We start from the raw sequence: 22,534 nt of genomic DNA on the forward strand, positions 1-22,534 counted from the left end.
AGAAAACAGAAATAACTGTCTACTATTAAGTTTCTCAACTCCTGACAAGTTTTACACAACTCGACAGACAAAGTTAAAGGTTCCCCAAGCATTAACATCTAGTGCGAGATTATCAGTAGAAATCCCGGAACGTTCAACTCCTAGTTTACTAGCTTTTGCCAAATCTTCCAAGACAGCGCGGGAAACTTCCAAAGGATTAGATAGCAATTGCAGCCCATTTGGTGAACTTATGGAAGTTGGCTTTAAACCACGACTAATAGCTGGTAAAGTCTGAGTAAAAGGGAAATGACTAATAATTAGATAGGTTTCAATCAATCCAGCCGGACCCCGCACCAGTTCTCCTAGGGTTTCGGTGTTGCTAGTTCCGCCATTAACATTAGCTGGGGGGATACTCATGGTTTTACCAGCCTCTACCCGTAAAACCTGGGGTAAAATCATAGAACTGTCTTCAGTCTCAACTATGGGAGGTCTAGTAGCATCATAAACGTATGTTTGACCACGACTGTCGAACAAAAACATGATGAAATATAGGGGGAGTTCACCATTATTCTGCAATTGCATCTGAATGCGACTTTCCTTTGGTATAGTCGGTATACCAAAAGTTTCGGAACGGTGCGCTAACCCTGGGGTAGAATTACTATGATTCGAGGCATTTAGGATGAGTTGTTCGGTTCCCTGATGGGATAAATCAGGGGTTTCTCGTTTAGCGATCGCCCTTGACTGGGGAGTTAACATAGCCAGGGTAACTTTGGCTTTGAGTAAGTCGGAACGTTCATTTTCGGTCAGACGCAGCAACTTAGCGGCTAATCGAGTTTTCAATTGGGGAACTAATCGCTGTACGGCGACTTTTACGGCTTCTCCTCCTTCTCCGGCCGTATCAGGAAGCACCACTTGACCGGGGGAAAATAGACCATAATGCCCTTGGAATAATGAATTCAGGGGAGCAGTCGAATTTTGAGCAATAGTAGTATCCCGAACGCGACTCAGTAGATAATCCATGGGTTGGTCGTTGCTGGTGATAGAGACATCAGCAACACTAGACAAAGCACTGGTCGCATCGACCCTTTCAATGCGATCGAGTTTAGGGTCAAGACCAATTTTTAAGTCAATGTGGCGAGGTAAAACCCGAATAGTCTCTTTAATAAATTGGCCAGATTCAACGGCAGGTGACTTGATACCACCAACTTCTAATGTGAGTACCTCAGCGGTAGCGTGCAATGAGTTATATCCGCGAATTTGAAGTTTTGGCAGCACCTTAGATTCTGTACTCTCAGTGTTTGGTACAATGGCAAATAGGGAATTAACATCTCCCGATTCCAGTACACAGCCAGGTAAACCCGCTAGTAGCAATTCCGTACTTTTTCCATCCCCCGTCACGGTCGTAACAATTCCATCGACTGGGGGTGATTTTAGTGGTAGCTTAATCATGGGTGAAGGCGAGTCTTCAGTCATTCTCCCTTGACGCTGAAGCTGAGGTTGCTGGTTCGGTCCGGTGATACGTTCTACGGCTCCGGCTACACGACCTAGACTTTCTTTCAGGTCGGAGGTGGCTGTCGCATTCCAGAGAGTTTGAGTCAGGCTATAGGTAAATAATCCGGCCCTGAGTCCAGACCAATTGGTTTCTGTGGCTATTTGGGTGGGTGTGCTGGCTGCTAATACTATACCAGGCAATTCACCGCGACGACGCTGTTCTAGTTCTTTGGGGTCGATTTGGTGGCGCTGTAGTAATTCTTGTTGTCGGGTAATGGTGCGATCGCTAATTTGGCGAGAATTGGGACTGGCGGCTGTCCGGATTCTCAGGACTCCCTGTTGAGAATAACCAGGATAAACATAACTGGTATCCAGAATTGTGACTACTTGTTGAGTCCTCAGCGATCGCAGTAATAACCACAGGGTATCCTCCATAATATCGTTAATTGGTTCCCCCATGCGGTCTTGGGTAACATCAACCGGAATTAGGGAGTGCTTGATAGTCGGTTCATCGGGGTTTTGATTAGTATCAGCTACATGGCTGCCATAGCCGCTATAATGAAAGACTACCAAATCCCCTGGTTGCGCTTGGTTAATCAGATGTTCTATAAAGCTAGTTTCGATATTTTCCCTCGTCGCTTCCTTATCAGTCAAGGCGAGGATATCTGAGGGGTTAAACCCAAATCTACCGATTAATAGTTCCCGCTGTAATTCTACATCCGTGACACATCCCGATAACGGTTCTATATGACGTTGGGAGACTTTCGGATATTGATTGATACCCACTAGCAGAGCCAGTTTCCGATGGTTGGGTTGTGCGATCGCCTGCTGGTAGCGATCGCCTAGTTGCCACCAAGCCACCTCACTTAGTCCCAACCCTGCCAGTAGCATACCCGATCTGTTTAGAAATTGCCGTCGCTTTAATGCCATGATCTATTATTCCTAATCCATCTATACCCTGAAACTTAAATCCATCAAGGCTGACCAAATTCTCTAAATCTAGTCACGCGTTTTTGTTGTAATGGGATTAAATGCCGTAAATTAACTTTTATTCCCATCAACATTATTATCTAAAATAGGATATTTTTTTTCTGAAAATTAGACCCCTGATATTGCAAAACAAAATCTGCCACTAATTACCCTCCTGATAGTCCTTGTGTCTCACTCCTATAACTAGATAATATCGCACCCAACAAAGTGATAATTTCCCAGACACGGGGAGGTGAATGTTTTTTGTGTTCATAACCAGAGAGCTGAGAACCTGCGCCTGAGATAGTTGTACAATAGCCTGGGGGCTTTCCCGCCGATGAAATTCGGTTGAACCCGATCCCTACATTTTTATCCTAGCGCGTACTCTGCCATTGTCGAGAATTTTCTACTCCCCCCTCCCAGAGACGGGGATAGGGGGGTTTGGTGAAATTATGCTTCTGAGGGAACCCTCATGGCCTTAATTAGTTCCGCCGCCACTTCTGGACGAGAAAACTCTGGGGGTGGCATTTCCCCCCGTCGCAGCATTTCCCGAACCTTGGTTCCTGATAAGTGAATCCGTTGTTCTGGGTTACTGGGGCTAGTTTTACTGGTAGCCATACCCTTAGTCAATGTGCAATAGAAGGCGTGTTCAAACTTCATGGGAGTAATACCCAATTCTGCTGGTTCAAACTCATCAAAGATGTGCTGGGCATCATAGGTTCCATAATAGTCCCCCACTCCCGCATGATCACGCCCGACAATAAAGTGGGTACAGCCGTAATTTTTGCGGACCATAGCATGAAAAATCGCTTCCCTCGGTCCAGCATAACGCATAGCAGCCGGATTAATCGCTAAAATCACCCGATTTTGAGGATAGTAGCGTTCCATCAAGATTTCATAACAACGCATCCGCACATCAGCCGGAATATCATCAGACTTAGTAGCGCCAACCAGAGGATGGAGAAATAGACCATCAACAGTTTCTAGGGCGCATTTTTGAATATACTCGTGGGCGCGGTGAATAGGGTTGCGAGTCTGAAACCCGACGATGGTTTTCCATTCCCTTTCTCGGAAGAGTGAACGACTATCAGCGGGGTCAATTTGATAGTTGGGAAACAAAGGGTGCGCTTCTCGTTTGAGTAACCATACAGGACCGGCGAGATTGACCGGACCTTGCTCATAAACTACCTTTACTCCCGGATGTTTGTTATCATTAGTGCGATAGACGTGGATGGCTTCCTGTTCTTTATCATAGGTGTATTTTTGGGTGAGTTCCAGAACTCCTACAAATTTACCCTCTGGTGAGTCCAGACGAATTAGGCTGCCTTCGGACAAATGCGCCGCTTCCTCTTCGGTAACCGATAGGGTGATGGGAACAGACCAGGGTAGTCCGTTACTCAGTCGCATATTATGGACGACATTGGTATAGTCCTCCTGTTCCATAAACCCGGTCAGGGGACTGAAACCACCGATCGCAATTAGTTCTAAATCGGACTGCGATCGCTCGTCAAGTTGTACTCTGGGGAGAGTATCCGCTTTGTCTAGGAGTTCGGCCCGTTGTTCGGCACTAGCCATGCGATTAATTAGCTTTCCACCGTGGGGCGCGATAGCATCTTGATGATGAGCCAAGGTAACCTCTAATAGTTAACTACAGATTGAACTAAATCGATTCATTTTTATTCAATCTCCTATTTTACCCCTTGCTGTGAACTTAAATATGGGGGGCTGTACCTTATACGGCTCATGGTCCTCCCTGGGAACTTGATTGGGAACTTTGTGATCACCAATATCGACTATAAACTTTGTCAATCCTATTGACAAAATGGTAGTATATATGTATGGGTAAATGAACCAGGATTTTCGTTAGTCTGAAACCGTAATCATTTCCCATGGGGCTGTCAATTAATCTGAAAATTATGGAGAATTGAGCAATGAAAGGTATTTTGGTTCTGACAACGTTTCTACTAGCCGGAGGATTACAACTCCCGGCTAACTCTATGATTTCCTATGGTAATTCTACTCAACAAGCTACCAGAGGAGAAGCGGGATTGACGATCGCTAATCGGAATGCTAATCGGAATGCTAATCGGAATGCTAATCGGAATAATGATGATTGGCGGCGACAATTTGAGCGAGATTTTGAAGAATATAGCCGGCGGCGACATGAGCAGCTAGAATCGGAAATGCGAGATGAGATGAACAAGCCCCACAATCAGCGTTTGTCTCAAAGCCAAAAAGAACGGGTGATTAGAGAAGCTCACCAGGAATTAGAACGCACCCTCAGTCGTGAGAAACAGGAATGGGAAAAGCGCTATCGCGACAACTTTGAAAGAATGCGCGATCGCCAAGACCGCTATAATCGCGGTGACCGTCATAATCGCCATGACCGTTATAATCGCTATGACCGTTATAATCGCTAATACCTAGGTAATTGATGGATAATGAAACCCTCTAAATCTGGCTCTCCCGAACTCTGGGAGAGGGCTGGTCCGGGTAGTTGCTGATGTGGTAGCCTTGAAAAAATAGGTCGCCCCTACTGTGGGTGTAGGGCGGGTTGGGCAATCTTTTCTGTGGGAATTGAGGATTGACAGCAGAACCCGCCCCGACATCATGGTTAATGTGATGTTCAATTGTCCATGGTCTAGTATATACTGGGTGGGATGGTGGAAACTTGTAATTGATTGAGAATGGAACGTTCTAAAGTAGTTGCCTATATTACCGGAGCCATTTCGATTATTTTAGCGATCGCTTATTTGTTATTGGTGAGCATCCTAGACTTCCGTGGAGAAATGCTCCCCGCCCCCCAAAGCCAAGTCACCGGGGAGATATCAATAGCCTCCGTTTCGATTTCTGGTGAAGCAATGCACCCAGGGGGCGGAAGTCAAACCGGCTTCTATGGGTAGCCACAAGGCTGGCTGGGGCTTTTTTTGTCAGACCGAGACATTAGGGCGCGGACATTGGGCCTCAATGTAATTCTAAGCATATTCATCGCGCCTCTAGCCGCCGATTCCTTTTGACAGCCCCCTGGGGTGGTTTAGCTGCTGATTGGTTCCCTCTTTGGCGGCGGACTGTTAACCCGTTCAATTTTCTGTTAAGTTTTATAAAGTAGGTGTGAGTTAACCCGAAATTGGGACTTTTTCAGGGCCGAGAATGGATATACAGCAGTTAAAAGACCAGCAGATCTTGATTTTAAACCAGATTGATCAGGCGATCGCCCTATTTGACAGCAGCGATCGCCTAATCCTATTCAATCCCCAACTCGCCGCCATTTGGGGAATTTCTGTTGACCAACTCGCCGCCCAACCCTCCCTCGATGACATTTGTGCTGAAATCACCTCCAAAAAACTTTGGTTAAAGCCAGACTGGGAACACCTGAGACAAACCCTGCGCGACTGCGTGAGAGGCGAAATCTCATTTTGCATCCAACAACATAATCAAATCTATCTCGAAGTCCACAGCCAGACCACAGCATCAGGGGGACGTTTACTCACCTTTAGAGATATCACAGACCATCGCAACACCCAACTGAGCCTCAATACCGAAGTGCGACGACTAAGATTTCTGTTGGGACTAAACGAACGCCTCCAAGACTCCGATAACCTCGATAACATCGCCCAATTTGCGCTCAACTATCTAGTACACACCACCAATGCAGCCTTTGGGGATGTCAAAGTAATTTTAGGAGAGGGAGAGAATCGCATCACTGGGATGCTAGGAAACCAAATTTCCGGTCATTTTGTGGCCACCTATGGAGAACCCGCCGTCGCCGAAATGAAAGCCGCATTAAGCCAAGGAATCCCCTACGGCGAGGGTCTACTGTGGGATGTAGTTAGAACAGGTGAACCGAGATTTGTCAGAGACTACGCCAACCATCCCAAAGCCTTCTCCCCCTTTCGTCATCCCGGAATTGGTCAACTAGGAATTTTTCCCATTCCCGCTACCAACGGAGAAATCATCGGCGTGTTGACCCTCGAATCACGGGATCTCACCAAAATGCAGGAATATCCGCAATTAGATATGTTATTTGCCGCCTGTCGAACCCTGGGAACCGCCATAGAACGCGCCGAAGCCCAAGAACGCTTGCGTCAAAGCAACGAAAAATTAGAACGCGCCTCTCAACTGAAATCCGAATTTTTAGCCTCCATGTCTCACGAATTACGCACCCCCCTTAACAGCGTTTTAGGCTTTGCGGATTTACTCAAACGCCAAAACTCTGGAACTCTCAACTCTCGCCAGCTTAACCAAGTCCAATTTATCGAAAAAAGTGGTTGGCACTTGTTGCATTTGATCAACGACATTCTGGATCTATCCAAAATAGAATCTGGCAAAACCGAGTTAAACCTGGAGTCCGTTAACATCCACGAACTCTGTAGCGAGTGTCTGAAAATGGTTCAACCTCGGGCTGATAAAAAATGTCTAGCCCTGTCTTTAGAATCAGACTACCGCATCACCCAAGTTTTGTTAGATAAGCGACGGGTCAGACAAATTATGATTAATTTGCTCTCCAATGCCATTAAATTTACCCCAGAAGGTGGTAGAGTGCGACTAAGCGGACACCTAGCTTATGGCTCTCAGATAGAAGGAGATTATCGCCCTGACTGTTCTCCCATTAATGACAGTACCCCTTATTTATGTTTGGAAGTACAGGACTCTGGTATTGGCATTCCCCAGGACAGATGGCATTTATTATTTCAGCCTTTCCAACAGATAGATTCTTCCCTAACTCGTCGCCATGAAGGTACGGGATTGGGGTTGCTTCTAACTAAGCGTTTGGCAGAATTGCACGGCGGCACGGTATCTTTGCAGTCTCAGGTTAATCAAGGCAGTCGCTTCCGGGTATGGCTACCCCTAACTGAGATGCGACAGGAATTAGCCAAAAATTATAATCCTGAACCGGAAAGCCGGGAGGTAATTACACCAGAACCGGAAACCCCTAAGTTACATCAGGTAGACTGCCCTCGGATTTTGGTGGTGGAAGACCAGATTTTTAATCAGTTATTAATTACTGAAGTTTTGGAATTGGAAGGGTATGAGGTCGAGTTGATTGCTGATGGTTATACAATGTTGGATATGATTAACTCGACTCTGGCAAAACCCGAACTGCTGCCTGATCTGATTTTAATGGATATTCAACTACCGGAAGTTGATGGCTTTGAACTGATACGCCGACTCAAGCAAAGCAGTTTATGGAAAGTCGTTCCGGTGGTCGCAGTTACGGCTATGGTTATGTCGGGCGATCGTGAACGCTGTCTGGCTGCTGGGGCTGATGGTTATTTGAGTAAACCCCTTGATGTTGACCAGGTATTGGCAACTGTCAAAAAGTTCGTCGAGTCTTAGGACAACAGCCCTAAGTGAGTATAGCTACCTAATGACTTATTTTAATACGGGTTGGTAGGGGCATCTACTGAAAGATACAATTATCAATGTTTATACAGCCATGTTGGCATATCTATCAGTCGATTTTGTGAATTTACTCTGTATTAAACAGTTACCCCCACCGTTTTACCTATGTCTGAAACTAAATTACATATTCTTTTGGTTGATGATGAACCGGCTAACCTGGTTTTATTAGAAGATTTATTGATGGCGGAAGGTTATGACACTACCTTAGCAGAATCGGGACCTAGGGCGATTGAACTAGCTACAAATAACCCGCCAGATTTGGTGCTTTTGGATATTATGATGCCGGATATGAATGGCTTTGAAGTTTGCGATCGCCTCCGAGAACATGACATTTTGCAAACTACTCCTATCATTTTTTTGACAGCCTTAGATGATGAGGAATCCCGCTTAAAAGGTTTGGAAAAAATGGGGGATGATTATATCACTAAACCTATTAATATCAAACTTTTGTTAGCCAAAATTCATAATATCATCAAATTACATAAAATGCGGAATGATACTGCTAAGGTGAAGTTACAGCGACAAGTTCAGGAACAAAATCAACGCCAGTTTTCGGCTGCTTGGCAGATTAATGAAAATTTATCAAACAAATTTCAGCTATTTGTACCCCAACAATTTTTAAAGCGGATTGCTCCCCAGGGGGTGGGATCTATTCAACTGGGAAATGTCACGGAAGAACACTTGACTGTCTTGTTTTGTGATATTCGCGGTTTTACTTCGATCGCTGAATCTCAACAAGCTAGAGAAACCTTTGAGTGGTTAAATGCCTTTTTTAACCAGATGAGTCATTGTATATCCTCCCATAATGGCTTTATTGATAAATATTTGGGTGATGCAATTATGGCGGTTTTTGATATGACAAATTCCCATGCTATTGATGCCTTAAATTCGGCTTTGCTGATGCAGGATAGTTTACGCAAATTTAATCGCGATCGCCATCTTTTTAGTATCAAAGACCCTATCAGAATTGGCATTGGCATTGATACCGGAATCGGCATGATTGGCACTTTGGGGTCAAATAGCCGCATGGATTCTACCGTTATCGGTAATGTGGTTAATACCGCCTCCCGATTAGAAGGATTGACTAAAATTTATGGCTGTCAAATTATTGCCAGCAAATCCGCTATTGATACGGCTGAATTAATGACGCAATCCCCGGAAAATAACGAATCTTTCCAAACTCGCTGGATTGATTGTGTCACCCCCAGAGGCAAAAAAGAACCCTTAGAAATTTATGAGGTTTTAGCTAGTCAAACCTATGCGGTGTCACCCCAAAAAATTCTCACCCGTCCGGTGTTCGATCGCGGTACTCGTTGCTGGAGAAATGGCAACATTCAAGAAGCCTTAAAATGCTTTCAAGCGATTCTCACCCAAGACCCCAGCGATACAGTCGCTCAATACTATCTGGAGAAATGCCAATAAATAATCTTCTCCGACTTCCCACCCGCCGGAATTAGTGTAGATCTGAAGGCGATCGTCTCAATTCCCCCATTCAATCATAGCCTGGGATTTTGGTGGGGCTGCACCTGATCACAAATCCCCATCCTATCTAGGGATTTCACACAGCATAATTTGGGATAAATTGGGTTAAGAAAAGGTTAAATTTTTGCGCCCCCCATCTGTCCAGAATTTATCGCATTTTCAGCCACCCACAGCCATTTATTCCTATTCTCAGAAACCTGGTGAACACCTCGCTACTATACACTGGGGAAATGGGGATATCATCTACACAAATGATTCTGTTATAGTGAAAAGTATCTCAAAATTTTAGTTGGACAGATAAAAATGACTATTGATACCTCACCTCAAACCAACACCCTGGGGGAATGGGCCAGTTTGGGGATTCAGAAATATCTAAACAAAGTCCTCAGCCATGAAGCCGCCGTGTTACAAGATGAAGATCCAGAAGAATTACATCAAATGCGGGTGGGAATGAGAAGACTGCGATCGGCTGTCACTGGTTTTGCACCCGTTTTAGATTTACCCAAAGCCGCCAGCGATGACAACATAGGGAAAATCGCACGTCGTCTGGGAGAACTCCGAGATATTGATGTTATGATCGAAGCCTTGAATAATCAATATTATCCCACCTTAACCGAAGCCGAAAAACCCACCTTAGACAAGGTATTAATTCGCCTAGTTAAGCAACGGGGTAAAGCCTTGAAAAAAGTTCAGGCTACTTTGGCACATCAAACATATAAAAACCTTAAACAAGACCTGCAAAACTGGCTAGATTTTCCCGTTTATACCCCCATAGAAAAGCTGCCGATTATGGGGGTATTACCAGATTTATTACTCCCGCAAGTCAGTCAGCTATTATTACATCAAGGTTGGTTGTTTGGTATTGACAAACTAGAAACCGAGTCCGAGTCCACAGAAAACAGTTCCCAGGAAACTACCCCTAAAAAAACCATTACCAAGAAAAAACTTGAGAAACTCCTGACCACTCACGGGGATGTCTTACACAGTTTACGCAAGCAAGCCAAACGAGTCCGTTACCTCATGGCCCTATTTACCGACTTTTACGGGTCTACCTATCAAGCCTATCTCCAGGATATGAAAGATCTGCAAGAATGCCTGGGTGATATTCAAGATACCATGGTACTCGAAGCCGTTTTGGTGGCGATCGTGCGTTCCGATCTCAAGAAAAGTCTACCCACCCTCTCAAATCAGATGAGCCAAAAGCGCTATGAATCATGGCAGAGCTGGACTCAGCTACAGCGTCGATATCTAAATCCTGTAGTCCGCCAAGATTTTCACTTGACCCTTTTGCGTCCTCCAGTAGACTCTGATTCTTAACCCACAGTTAACCATTATAGCCCTGACAGACCCATTTAAGCTATATTGATCCGAGAAAACCGCAGTACCTTATAAATAGGGGAGGAAAGATAACTCCTCCGTTCCTCCTCTCCATGCTTTGATCATTTTTGGCCTTTTGTATGAATAGATACATTTATTTGGGTCTCATATCCCGATATAATATTTCCTAGACTTATGTATGGTGGAAATCTCACTGTTTAAGAGCCTAACCCAAGAAAGTGAATTTAACCTTTGGTAAATATTTGACTAGGGAAGTAAGTTTCATTTTTTATCAAGATTTAATTAATGGTTAACTGCTATACAATCTTCTGTTAACTTATGAATCATAATCGATAGCGTAAGTTCCCTAGCCAAGTATTGAATTCAACAATTTTTTAAGATTTGCAGTTAGGGTTTGTGAACTATAACTGCTATTCTTGAGAATGAGAGTCTAAGGTTTTCGGTGTTCACTTTGGTCAGATCTTCAAAAACAGGGTCTGTTAAGTCAATTTTGGTAAATTTAGAATGGAAATCTTAGGCATCTTGGCAAATTTCTTATACATTGTCTGTATAAGTAAGGGGTTCGTGCAAGGGTCTGGTTATATGGCGATCGCTAGAGATGATTCAACCTGTACAAACTAATTGGTCTTTCTGAGATTTCTGGGAAAGTACCAATGTCCATCCCATGAGGCAATTAAAATGGACAGCAACAATTTTTCACACCCTCCAAATAACTGGGGAAACTGGCAAAATTCCCCAGCAGTCTCTATCCCATCAAGTAATTTGCTGTGGGGGGGTGGAAATCGGCAAGTTGAGCCAACGGGAAGAGCATGGCAAGCATTAAGTGCAGTAGCTATAAATGCTCAGGATTTTCTAAGTATTGCCATTTATAATTTCCAGCCAGTCGTACCCAGAATAACATTTGTTAACCCGCTATTTACAGGTAACACCGGGTATACAGCCGATGAATTTTTCAGTAAAAACCCAAGTATTATGCAAATTACCAAAACTATTCGTGAAGGCTCTAATGAGGAGAATAACACCATTTTCCATAGATTTAAGGATGTTTCAGAAGACCAACATCTACCCGGTGGATCATCCCTAAATACCTCTGATAACGAAGGTGAATTGTCTGGTATATGGCAGTGCGAGCCATCAAGACATAAGGAAATTGTCAAAAGTCAACGGCCAGTTTTAGACGCTGACAAAAAACGACGGAGACGTGAGGAAGCTAGATTACTGATATATAAATCAACCCACGACGGGTTAACTAATTTATATAACAGATCCTACTTTATGAGGGAACTGGACGAAGTAGTAGAACGGGCAAAAGAAGATCCCGAATACCAATTTGTGGTACTACTTTTGGATGTAGATCGGTTCAAAATAATTAATGACAGTCTCGGTCATCAAGTCGGGGATCGCCTATTAGAGGGGGTAGGAGAACGATTAAGGGAGTGCATCCCACCTTGGCATACTGTAGCGCGTCTGGGGGGAGATGAATTTGCTATTTTGTTTGATGACCTCAACAATTTAACCCAAATATCCCAGACGGCACAAAACATCCAATATCATCTACAACAACCTATTATTTTAGGGGAACAGGAAGTCTTTAGCACTGTTAGCATTGGTATTGCGATCAGTAATGTCAGCTATAGCAACGGCAAAGAAATTCTCCGAGATGCAGACACAGCGTTATCGCAAGCGAAAAGGAAAGGAAAAGCCTGTCATGTAATATTTAACCCTACGATGCACCGCCAGGCTTGGGATCGTATGCAGCTTGAAAATGATCTGCGTCATGCCATTGAACGTCAGGAATTGCAACTACACTATCAACCGATTATTTCCCTGGAGACGCTAGAGATTATCGGCTGCGAGGCTTTAATACGTTGGGAACATCCCAAGCGAGGCTGGGTGTCTCCTAGTCAATTTATCCCCATTGCGGAAGAAACTGGACTGATCCAACCGATTGGAGAGTGGGTGCTGCGGTCCGCGTGCGAAACATTGCACCGTTGGCAGTTAATGTTTCCCCAGGGAAAACAGCCATTTATGAGTGTGAACCTATCGACGTATCAATTAACTAACCCCCAATTAGTTAATAAGGTTCAGACAATTTTGGAAGAAACTGGCTGTGATCCCTGTAGGTTAAAACTGGAATTGACGGAAAGCACTATTGCTGAATATGCAGAGGTGGTGGTTCCCCAAATGAGAGAACTTAGCGAATTGGGGATCAAATTATGTATTGATGACTTTGGAACTGGGTATTCTTCGCTCAGTCGCCTATATCACTTTCCGATTCATACGCTGAAGATTGATCGCTCTTTCATTGAGGGGATCGATGAATCTCAGGATCAACTAAAAATTGCTTATGCCATTGTCAATTTAGCCCATACCCTGGGACTAGAGGTGATTGCAGAGGGTGTGGAAACTCCGGAACAAATGGCTGTATTGCAAGCCTGGGGATGCCAACTGTGCCAGGGATATTTATTCTCTAAGGCTGTTGATGACCAGAAAATGGAACAATTCCTGAGCCAAGGCAGGATCATGCTTTCGGCTACGGAAACCTTACGAGAATGGCAGCGGTTTGCTGAAGAAATTGAAAGGCTCATCAAACCTCTAGAAAAAGGATGCCCCGGAAAAGTCAATCCTAACATTCATATTGCTTGAGGTAGCTAGGCTACAGAAACTTTTGTGAATGTCCTAGCTAACTGAAATCGACTATTGGGAGAATTAATTATGAGTGCAGAACTTTTAGGGATCCTGTTCCCCGAACCTTTGGTAGCAGCTTATCAGAGAGCAGTGGCTGATTTGACGAAAACCAAACAACAATTACATGAAAGTCAACAGGAACTTTGGGATCTTCGTCAGGTGGTCAACCGGACCACCCCAGGAGCATGGGTAGACGAAAATGGCACACTTGTGGAAATTAACGAGGGATTTATTGAGGTTTTCGGTTACGGTGCAGAACAGTTAATCGGTAAACTGCATCCGTTGCTCAATTCTAAATGCTATAATGCGGATTTTTGGGAAGAGAAGGTCTGGTCTGTGGTTAGATCTGGCGGTGTCTGGCGCGGTGAACTGCAAAACTGTACTTTGACGGGACGAGAGGTTTGGCTGGAAACGACTATTGTACCTTTGATGAAAACAGGTGCTACCCCAGATAAGTATTGGGTACTTACCCAGGATATTACGGAACGCAAGGAAATTGAGTTGGAACTGACCCAACTTTCCTGGGTGGCGAGTCAAACTGATAATGCGGTGATTATCTGCGATCGCCATGGGAAGATTGAATGGGTTAATGAGGCGTTTACTTGGATTACAGGCTACACTCTGGAAGAGGTGAAAGGTCTAACGCCAGGGTCTTTTCTCCAGGGACCTTTGAGTGATACGGAAACTATAGGCCAAATTCGCGCCTGTCTGAAGGAACACAAGCCCTATCGTGGGGAGTTGATTAACTATAAACGCCATGGGAGTCCCTACTGGCTGTCTATTAGCATTACTCCGATTTTTAACCACCAGGGGGATCTGACTAAGTTTATTGCGATTGAAACTGATATTAGCGATCGCAAAAAGATGGAGGAAGCCTTACGACAAAGTGAGGTGAGAAATCGCAGCCTGATTGAAGCGATCCCCGATTTAATGTTTCGTCTGAACCGAGATGGGATGTTTCTTGACTATTTCCCGTCTAAGGATGATCGGGTGACAGAATCTAAAGAAGTTCTGGGAAAAACGGTTGAGCAAGTCTTTTCGGAGGACCTAGCCTGGTGGACACGCCACTATTTAGAATTAACTTTAACTAGCGGACAGTCTCAGTCTGGGGAATATATGCTGCCTTTTGAGGAAGGATGGCGCACCTATGAGGCTCGCTATGTTAAAAGTGGGGATGATGTGGTTTTGGCGATCGTGCGCGATATTACGGATCGCAAGGCTATAGAGGCGGCTTTATTAGTTGAACAGCAATTGGAAAAACAAAAAGCGGCTCAACTGGAAAAAGCGTTAGACAAACTACAACGCACCCAAACCCAACTAATTCAAGCTGAAAAGCTATCGAGTTTGGGTCAAATGGTGGCGGGAGTGGCTCATGAGATTAATAATCCTCTGGCTTTCATTCATGGGAACTTAATATATTTGGATACCTGTATTAAGGATATTCAATATATGCTGTGTATGTACCATAAATATTACCCTGAGCCACTGCCAGAACTTAAAGAGGCTGTAGCTGATATTGATGTGGATTTTATGCTAGATGACTTACCCAAGGCTTTGGAATCAATGAAGTTGGGAACCCATCGCATTCAGGAAATTGTTACGTCCCTACGCAATTTTTCGCGACTAGATGAGGCGAAAATGAAGGCGGTTGATTTGCATGAGGGAATTGAAAGCACTTTGCTGATTTTACAAAATCGCCTGAAGGCAAAGGCGGAACAAGGGGAGACAAATATTATCCGCGATTATGGGGAACTGCCTAGGGTAGAGTGCCATGCTTCCCAGATTAATCAGGTGTTCATGAATTTAATATCAAATGCGATCGATGCTTTGGGAAATCAACCCGCACCTAGGGAAATCAAGATTAGCACCAGGTTAGAATTGGCTGAATATGAGGAAAACATGGATATGGTTGTTGTGGAGATTTCCGACAACGGCCCCGGAATCCCGGAGTTAGTCAGACAACAGATATTTAACCCATTTTTTACTACTAAACCTGTGGGAAAAGGGACGGGATTAGGTTTGGCTATATCTCATCAAATTGTAGTAGAAAAACATGGGGGAAAAATAGAATGTATTTCTGAACTAGGAGAAGGAACTAAGTTTATCGTTTCTCTGCCTTTGAATTGCACGAAGATTGATAGGGAACAATTAGTCTAATGCTTGCTAAAGCTAAGGCCTCTGTAATCTCAGTCAATCAATTATTGATTATCCAGATGATTCCTAGAGATAGGTAAAGGACGCATCCGACTCAGTTTATCGACGGCCCATTGCGCGGTTTCTCTGACATCGGCTTCGGGATCATCCATTGCTCTTTGGAGAATCTGGCTAGTTTGGTACATTAAATCATAAATTCGGGTTAGATCCCGAATGGCATTTTGTCGTACCTCTGGGTTTTCATCCTGCAAGGAAAAAACCAGGGCCTTACTCATGGGCTTGATACAGCGGGTGCTAATTTCTGCTAAGGCTGCCAATATTTTGCTACGCTGCTTGGAGTCTGATGTAAATAGCAAGTTTACCAGAGGTTCGATCGCTCTGGAATCCCCCTGTTGGGCTAACTCCCAAATGGCTTTGCTGCGATGATTGGGGTTAGGATACTGTAGTTGTAAAATTAGTTCCTCAATGCGATCGATTTTGACAGGCTGGGGACTCTCGGCTACTAAGGTGGGTTCAGTGGGGACTGAAGGGGGAGGCGGCGCTTCTGTAGTAGATTCGGTGACGGGGGTAGGGGGAAGATTAATTAAACCATTCTCGGAAATGGGGGGGTCTGCTTCGGGGGGCGCTTCTATGGCTGGAAACTGTATTAAGGTCTGAGGGGAGGCGGCGGAAATTTCGGGCGCGGGTTGTGGTTGGGTAGTCTGTTGGGTTTCCTGGGACTCTTCCTCTAAGTCGGGGGTAGCCAGAAGCCGAATTAGAATAAATACAGCCCCACCGGTGACAACTACTCCACCAACTCCTAAAAGAATCAGGGCTTTTGGGAAACCTGAAAGGAATTTTACCTGATTGTTGCCATTGCTGTTACTGTTTTCCTGTGCTAAAAGCAGACTTTCAGAAGTTGTAGCGGCTAGGAAGGGAGATGGGGAGATCATCCCAGCAGTTTCCCTCAGCTGTTGCGCTACGGTTAAACTCTGGCTAGGACTAGCGGCAACTAATCCTGACCCAGTTAAACTTAGCCACAAAAATAAAATTAAATGATCCAAAGCCATGAAACTTAAAGGGGGTGATAACTAAGGGCTACTTGAAAACGCGCTTTGGCTGGTTAGAGGAATGCGATCGCCAATCTGGGCTTCATGGTAACATTTTTGTTGCGCCTTGCGGTTGATGCACCCTACGCCATATTAGCGAATTATGGGGGCGATCGCCAATCAATGGGAATCGATAAGGGTCCCCCTGGTATAAGTCGGGTTTAGTCGGGGCTAGTTTTGGGCTATGCTTCCCTAGATCAGACAAATCTACACCAAACCAGGTTATATAATACTAATCTTAAAGCTGCTGATTTAGCGAAAGCCAAGCCAACAGACCTAACACGGCTTTATTTAAGTCAGTCACGCTATCCTAAAGGGGTGTCAACTGCGAGGAGCTAATTGGAATCATGCTAATCTCAAGGGAGTTAATCTCGTGGGTGCTGATTTGACGGAAACTGGGCTGATGATAACTTATCTCAAAAAGGCTATGATGCCCAATAGTGAAATTCCGAGATTACCCACCATAACCTGTAAGTGCTTTTCTGGTCAACTTTCCAGCTTTTCCCATTACCTGAAAGTAGCGGCTATTTTATCGGTTTACTAATTCAGGGTTAAAAGCGATAATAGATATCCTTGTCTATCAAATGGTTATTAATCAACTAGGGAACGGCTTACAGCTTGTTCACCAGTCGCTTAATACATTCCCCTCACCCTAAATCCCTCTCCCCAAGAGGTAGAGGGACTTTGAGAGGTGATCAGATGATTTATGAACAGGCTGTAACGGGGAAAACGGGAAAGATAGCAGCATGAATTTACAGGCTAATTTGCAGGTTGAGATGGTCACTAACTCTACCAGTCGGAAGGTCAGCCTAAATCAGATGGAAGCCTCCAAACCAACAGTCCAAATACCAGGGTATGAAATTCTCGATCTCATCTACAATGGCTCGAGTACGTCTGTTTATCGTGCTTTGAGTAGTAGCGATCGCCAACCTGTGGTAATTAAATTATTACACGATCGCTATCCTACCGCCAATGAATTGGAGAAATTTCGCCACCAATATACTATCGCCGAATACCTCAAAGGACTACCAGGAATTGTTAATATATTAACTCTGCAACCATATAGTAATGGGTTAGCCTTAATTATGGTTGATGATGGGTTGATATCTTTGGCTGAATATATCTATGAGTATCCCCTTGATGTTCCCAAATTTTTGACGGTCGCCACCGCTATTGTTCAAATTATTGACGGTCTACACCGTCGCCAAATTATTCACCGGGATATTAAGCCTCAAAATTTGCTGATTGAGCCAATTACTTTAGCTATTCAGTTGATTGACTTTAGCATTTCTGTGAGACTCTCAGATCAGGTAATTTTACACCATCAGAATAAAGGATTAGAAGGGACTCCGGCTTATATTGCGCCAGAACAAACGGGACGCATTAATCGAGGGGTTGATCACCGGACAGATTTTTATTCTCTGGGGGTAACTTTCTATCAGTTATTAACGGGAAAATTACCTTTTAAATACAATAACCCCATGTCGTTTATTCACGCTCATATTGCCAAAAAACCTCAGCCTCCCCATGTCATTAAGCCAGAAATTCCGTTAATTATTAGCGATATAATTATGAAATTGATGGCTAAAAATCCTGAAGATAGATATCAAAATGCTTGGGGTATCTATATGGATTTGGTCGCCGCCAAAACACAATGGGAAATCGACTACCAACAGACGATTAAGCTGGGTGTTCCCTATTCAAATTCGCCGTATAATTTGATAAAATTTAGGTCAGTAGAACTGACAGAAAACCTATCTTTAGACCCTCAAATGCAGTCGGAGGTTGACCAAAAATTACAACGGTTAAATCCCTTGACTCAAAGGCTACTACAACAGGCGGCTTGTTTGGGGGATGAATTCGCCTCGGATATTTTATTGAGCGCTTCTCAGCTCTCACCAGGTCAAATGGGAGAGGTTTTAGATGAGGCGATCGCTGCTAATTTAATTGAGTTAGTAACCGCCAACTGCTATGGTTTTGTTAACCCTAGTATCCGCGTGGCTGCTTATCATCAAATTCTCCCTCACCAACGACCTGCTATCCATCTGGAATTGGGAAGACGGCTTTACCCATATCTAACCGCACAACCCTCTGATTCTCAGGAAAAAATATTACATTTTCTGGTAGTCAATCAGTTGAATTTGGGTGTAGAATTGATGGGGGAACAGTGGGAAAGGGATAGATTAGCAGAACTGAATTTAACCGCTGGATTTTGGGCTGTAGAAAAGCAAAATTACCCTCATGCGATCGGATATTTGATGGTGGGTATCGGTTTAATTGGTGTGGAGGGATGGACAAGACAATATGAACTGACTTTAGCACTTTATACCCAAGCCGCACGGGTGGCTTATCTGGTTGGTAATGGGGAACAGATGAGTCAATGGTGCGATCGCATTTTGGCGGAAGCTAAAACTTTGGCTGATCAGGTAACAGCCTGGGAATTAAAAATATTGGTAGACCTTGCTCAAAATAAATCCCAGACACCGATTATTAATACCCTGAATTTATGTCAACAACTGGGGGTAGAAATTCCCCTGGTTCCCGGGGAGGATATATTACAACAGGCGCGGGTTAAATTCCTGAGTCTATCTAATTTAGAACCTGATAATTATCCGAGGGAATTATCTCCTAATTCTCCAGCTAATCAGACCCGGCGCGCGGCGGTAAATCTACTCTCATTAATTTGGGAAGCCAGTCGCCGTTATTACCCCCAAATGTCGCAGCTTATTGGCTGGGAATTAGTCAACTTATCAGTGGAGTTGGGAATAAGCGATCGCCTAGCTGTAGCCTACGCCGCCACCGGTTTAATCTTGACCGAATCAGGAGATTTAGATAGGGGATATGCTTATGGTAAATTAGCCTTAAAATGGCTGGATAAGTTAGATTTTATTCCCTTAAAGTCCAAGGTGTTAGAATGGGTTAATCAAGGGATTAGACCTCGCTGCGAGTCCCTAGCTAATTGGCGTTCTTCTCTACCTGCTGAACAGTTACCCCGCTTGGCTTATTTAACTGGGGTTGATAATGGTTCTTTGACTCCTACCGAAGCCATTAACACCCTCAAGGGTACTTTGACTTTAGAAGAGTGGTTAGGGAACTCATCACCAGAGAGATTAACCTTTAATGATTATCTCGATCGCTTAATGGTGGCTTATATTTTGAGAGACTTTCCTAGGGGTTGGGAGTATGCACAGTTAGCCAGAAATCATGTGAATAACGTCATTTGTGTGGTGTCAAAGGCGCTATTTTATGCCTATGATTCCTTAATTCAATTAGCCATTAATCCCCCACCGCTAGAAGTTGGGGAAACCGTTAGGAATAATCAGGATATTATCGAATCTTTTTGTGTGTCCGCACCGCAAAATTTTCGGCATTTATGGCAGTTAGTGGAAGCTGAAAAATATCGAGTTTTAGGAAACCGTATTCAGGGGATCGAAGCCTATGACCGCGCCATAGAATTAGCTCAAAAACATGGTCATAAACGCGAGTTGGCGGTAGCTAATGAACGAGCAGCACTGTTTTATTTAGACTGGGAACGGCATAAAATTGCTCGGACTTATTTAATTGATGCCTATTATGGTTATGCAAATTGGCAAGCATCCGCTAAAATAAAACTCCTAGAATCTGGTCATTTTTCATTATTAAAACCCATTTTATATCACCATAAATCAGAGTATTTGGGCGCTACAGAAACGATTATTTCTAGTAGTACAGGCTCCAATGTTTTGGACTTGTCCACCACCATTACAGCAGCTCAAGCCTTATCGGGAGAAATTGATTTAAAAAAGCTGTTATCTAAGTTGATGCAGGTGCTACTAGAGACGGCTGGCGCGCAAAAGTGTTGTATTATTTTAGGCGATCGCCTATCCAATTTGGCTATAGAAGGGGTCGCCATTTGTGATATGATATCTACATCTAATTCCACCAAAAAGACTCCGGGTAAAATTCAAGTTATATCAGTGTTAGAGTCTATTCCTGTCACCATGACCCAACAATTATCTCAGGGGATTATCGAGTTGGTCATGTCTACGGAAAAACCTGTCATTTTTGATAATGTTAGCCGTGATTTTATCAAGCCAGAGGATGAATATTTACAAGATAATCAACTATTATCTCTACTGTGTATGCCGATTCATCATCGCGGCGACTTGGTGGGTGTTTTATATTTAGAAAACAATTTGATTTACGGCGCTTTTACCTCAGAAAGACTACAAATTCTCAATGTTTTATTTTCTCAAGCTGCTATTTCTATTGGTAATGCTCGACTTTACTCGAAAATGCGGGAAGGGGAGCGACGCATGACCCAATTTTTAGAAGGAATGCCAGTGGGTGTGGCGGTAGTTGATAGTGTGGGGAAGTTACAATATATCAATCAACAAGCCAAAAATTTGCTGAATCAAAAGCTAAAATTAGGGGATATTTGTGATGATTTTTTGCCCCTGCTACAGCCATTGGTAGATAGTTCTCCAGACAGTCCCAATGCTGTTGATATAGATCAAGAACAAAGAGCGATCGCCAATTTTCTGGAAATTAATCAAGGCGATAAATTAATCCCTATTGAAAGTTGGGTAACTCCTTATTATGACCAAGAAGGTGATTTAGTCTATGCCATTATTGCCTTTCAAGATATTACCGAGCAACAACAACGAGAAATTGCTCTCCGAGAAGCTGAGGAAAGATATCGCAGTATTTTTGAAAATGCCTTAGATGGTTTATTTCAGAGTACCCCCGATGGCAAATTTATCCGAGCAAATCCCGCCATGGCTAGGATATTAGGCTATAATTCTCCAGAGGATGTCATCAACATTTGTGAGGATATTTCCCAGCAAATATATGTCAATCCCGACGATCGCATAACTTTTGAAAGATTAATCAGAGAACAGGGGGAAGTCTCCAACTTTGAATGTCAGTTTTATCGCCAAGACGGTACCAAAATCTGGATTTCTGAAACCGCGCGAGCCGTCCGAAACCAGTCCGGCGATTTACTCTACTATGAGGGACTATTGGAAGATATTACCTCACGCAAAATCGCCGAAAAAGAGCGATTAGAGTTATTAAATGAACTCTCCGAATTAAATCAGAATTTAGATAAAGCCTTAGACGCGGAATTTGAAATGACAGACGCTGCGGGTCGGTTTGTACCTCATCAGTTTCTTTCCTGCTTAGGTTATGAAAGTCTAGTCGAAGTTCAACTAGGAACTGCTGTCCAGAAAGAAATGTCAATTTTATTTTCTGATATCCGAGACTTTACCAGTTTATCCGAGGGTATGACACCGGAAGATAGTTTTAAGTTTATCAATGCTTTTTTAAGCCGTATGGAACCAGAAATTTTAGATAATTATGGTTTCATTGATAAATATATTGGCGATGGAATTATGGCTTTATTTGGCGAAAAACCCGACCACGCTGTTCAGGCGGGAATTGCTATGTTAAAACAATTAAGTGAGTATAATTTGACCCGTAGTAGACCCGGAAGGCGACCTATCCGCATTGGGGTAGGCATTCATACAGGAACCCTCATGCTGGGAACTGTTGGTGGTCGCAACCGCATGGATAGTACCGTTATTGGAGATGCGGTTAATTTAGCGGCTCGCATTGAGAGTCTCACCAAAAATTATAGCGTGTCCTTCCTAATTACCCACCAAACCTTTATGGGATTAGATGACCCTAATCAATACGCCTTTAGAATTATTGACCGAGTGAAGGTGAAGGGGAAAACTGATGCGGTAACAGTTTACGAGTTTTTTGATGCTGACCCCCCAGAATTACACGCTAAAAAGTTAGCAACTAAGGTATTATTTGAGCGTTCCCTATTCCTTTATTATCTCAACCATACCTTAGAAGCTAAACAGGGATTTCACGATTGTTTATCTCAAAATCCTAACGATATGGTGGCTAGAATTTATTTAAATCGTTGCTGGGAAAAACTCCGCTTGAGTTAGAAT

13 protein-coding genes and 1 pseudogene are annotated in these 22,534 nt (G+C 43.7%); 11 read left to right on the forward strand and 3 right to left on the reverse strand.

Features of this window, described 5'->3' with window-relative positions; genetic code table 11:
* Positions 1-51: 51 nt before the first annotated feature.
* Both P5683_RS02060 and sat read right to left on the reverse strand, forming a co-directional pair.
* Positions 52-2,400 (reverse strand): caspase family protein, encoded by a 2,349-nt coding sequence (locus tag P5683_RS02060; RefSeq protein ID WP_006623016.1) that lies wholly within the window; start codon positions 2,398-2,400, stop codon positions 52-54.
* Between the two features lie 489 nt (positions 2,401-2,889).
* Positions 2,890-4,068: a sulfate adenylyltransferase gene (gene sat / locus P5683_RS02065; RefSeq protein ID WP_006623017.1), complete on the reverse strand. Its 1,179-nt coding sequence runs from the start codon at positions 4,066-4,068 to the stop codon at positions 2,890-2,892.
* Between the two features lie 302 nt (positions 4,069-4,370).
* On the opposite strand from sat, the gene P5683_RS02070 reads away from it, so the two are divergent.
* The 7 genes from P5683_RS02070 to P5683_RS02100 all read left to right on the forward strand — a co-directional run bounded on the left by P5683_RS02070 (position 4,371) and on the right by P5683_RS02100 (position 15,507).
* Positions 4,371-4,859, forward strand: coding sequence for a hypothetical protein (locus P5683_RS02070; protein ID WP_006623018.1), 489 nt, complete (start codon positions 4,371-4,373; stop codon positions 4,857-4,859).
* A 267-nt stretch (positions 4,860-5,126) separates the two neighbouring features.
* Complete coding sequence (locus P5683_RS02075; protein WP_006668313.1) at positions 5,127-5,342, forward strand: hypothetical protein; 216 nt, start codon at positions 5,127-5,129, stop codon at positions 5,340-5,342.
* A gap of 247 nt (positions 5,343-5,589) precedes the next feature.
* A complete protein-coding gene (locus tag P5683_RS02080; RefSeq protein WP_273247721.1) occupies positions 5,590-7,776 on the forward strand; it encodes an ATP-binding protein in 2,187 nt (728 codons plus the stop codon).
* A 171-nt stretch (positions 7,777-7,947) separates the two neighbouring features.
* Positions 7,948-9,264, forward strand: a complete 1,317-nt coding sequence (locus P5683_RS02085; RefSeq protein ID WP_008055795.1) for a response regulator — start codon at positions 7,948-7,950, stop codon at positions 9,262-9,264.
* A 363-nt stretch (positions 9,265-9,627) separates the two neighbouring features.
* Positions 9,628-10,641: a CHAD domain-containing protein gene (locus P5683_RS02090; RefSeq protein WP_008055796.1), complete on the forward strand. Its 1,014-nt coding sequence runs from the start codon at positions 9,628-9,630 to the stop codon at positions 10,639-10,641.
* 699 nt (positions 10,642-11,340) lie between these two features.
* Complete coding sequence (locus P5683_RS02095; protein WP_315638532.1) at positions 11,341-13,308, forward strand: bifunctional diguanylate cyclase/phosphodiesterase; 1,968 nt, start codon at positions 11,341-11,343, stop codon at positions 13,306-13,308.
* A gap of 69 nt (positions 13,309-13,377) precedes the next feature.
* Complete coding sequence (locus P5683_RS02100) at positions 13,378-15,507, forward strand: PAS domain S-box protein (RefSeq protein ID WP_315638531.1); 2,130 nt, start codon at positions 13,378-13,380, stop codon at positions 15,505-15,507.
* Between the two features lie 41 nt (positions 15,508-15,548).
* Here the strand turns inward: P5683_RS02100 and P5683_RS02105 are convergent, their stop codons facing one another.
* The gene (locus tag P5683_RS02105; protein ID WP_006668318.1) at positions 15,549-16,553 is read right to left on the reverse strand and encodes a HEAT repeat domain-containing protein; all 1,005 of its coding nucleotides are present in this window, start codon (positions 16,551-16,553) and stop codon (positions 15,549-15,551) included.
* 216 nt (positions 16,554-16,769) lie between these two features.
* Here P5683_RS02105 and P5683_RS26355 point away from each other — a divergent pair, with 216 nt between their 5' ends.
* The 4 genes and pseudogenes from P5683_RS26355 (at position 16,770) to P5683_RS02115 (ending at position 22,531) form a co-directional block, all read left to right on the forward strand.
* Positions 16,770-16,931 carry a pentapeptide repeat-containing protein gene (locus P5683_RS26355; protein ID WP_008055799.1) on the forward strand — a complete coding sequence of 54 codons (162 nt, stop codon included), beginning with the start codon at positions 16,770-16,772 and terminating at the stop codon, positions 16,929-16,931.
* Positions 16,900-16,977, forward strand: a pseudogene (locus P5683_RS26360) (pentapeptide repeat-containing protein); the annotation flags it as partial. The gene P5683_RS26355 and the pseudogene P5683_RS26360, both read left to right, overlap by 32 nt.
* A gap of 18 nt (positions 16,978-16,995) precedes the next feature.
* Positions 16,996-17,136 (forward strand): hypothetical protein, encoded by a 141-nt coding sequence (locus P5683_RS02110; RefSeq protein WP_228116420.1) that lies wholly within the window; start codon positions 16,996-16,998, stop codon positions 17,134-17,136.
* Positions 17,137-17,338: 202 nt separating this feature from the next.
* A complete protein-coding gene (locus P5683_RS02115) occupies positions 17,339-22,531 on the forward strand; it encodes a protein kinase domain-containing protein (RefSeq protein ID WP_006623029.1) in 5,193 nt (1,730 codons plus the stop codon).
* The last annotated feature ends 3 nt before the right edge of the window (positions 22,532-22,534 follow it).

The sequence above is a fragment of the Limnospira sp. PMC 1279.21 genome (assembly GCF_032349615.1).
Classification (GTDB): domain Bacteria; phylum Cyanobacteriota; class Cyanobacteriia; order Cyanobacteriales; family Microcoleaceae; genus Limnospira; species Limnospira fusiformis.

What these genes read in the sequence shown, in the direction of transcription:
- P5683_RS02060 (WP_006623016.1), bottom strand. Translation starts at nt 2,400, where the DNA reads ATGGCATTAAAGCGACGGCAATTTCTAAACAGATCGGGTATGCTACTG.
- P5683_RS02070 (WP_006623018.1), top strand. Translation starts at nt 4,371, where the DNA reads ATGAAAGGTATTTTGGTTCTGACAACGTTTCTACTAGCCGGAGGATTA.
- P5683_RS02075 (WP_006668313.1), top strand. Translation starts at nt 5,127, where the DNA reads ATGGAACGTTCTAAAGTAGTTGCCTATATTACCGGAGCCATTTCGATT.
- P5683_RS02080 (WP_273247721.1), top strand. Translation starts at nt 5,590, where the DNA reads ATGGATATACAGCAGTTAAAAGACCAGCAGATCTTGATTTTAAACCAG.
- P5683_RS02085 (WP_008055795.1), top strand. Translation starts at nt 7,948, where the DNA reads ATGTCTGAAACTAAATTACATATTCTTTTGGTTGATGATGAACCGGCT.
- P5683_RS02090 (WP_008055796.1), top strand. Translation starts at nt 9,628, where the DNA reads ATGACTATTGATACCTCACCTCAAACCAACACCCTGGGGGAATGGGCC.
- P5683_RS02095 (WP_315638532.1), top strand. Translation starts at nt 11,341, where the DNA reads ATGGACAGCAACAATTTTTCACACCCTCCAAATAACTGGGGAAACTGG.
- P5683_RS02100 (WP_315638531.1), top strand. Translation starts at nt 13,378, where the DNA reads ATGAGTGCAGAACTTTTAGGGATCCTGTTCCCCGAACCTTTGGTAGCA.
- P5683_RS02105 (WP_006668318.1), bottom strand. Translation starts at nt 16,553, where the DNA reads ATGGCTTTGGATCATTTAATTTTATTTTTGTGGCTAAGTTTAACTGGG.
- P5683_RS02110 (WP_228116420.1), top strand. Translation starts at nt 16,996, where the DNA reads ATGATAACTTATCTCAAAAAGGCTATGATGCCCAATAGTGAAATTCCG.
- P5683_RS02115 (WP_006623029.1), top strand. Translation starts at nt 17,339, where the DNA reads ATGAATTTACAGGCTAATTTGCAGGTTGAGATGGTCACTAACTCTACC.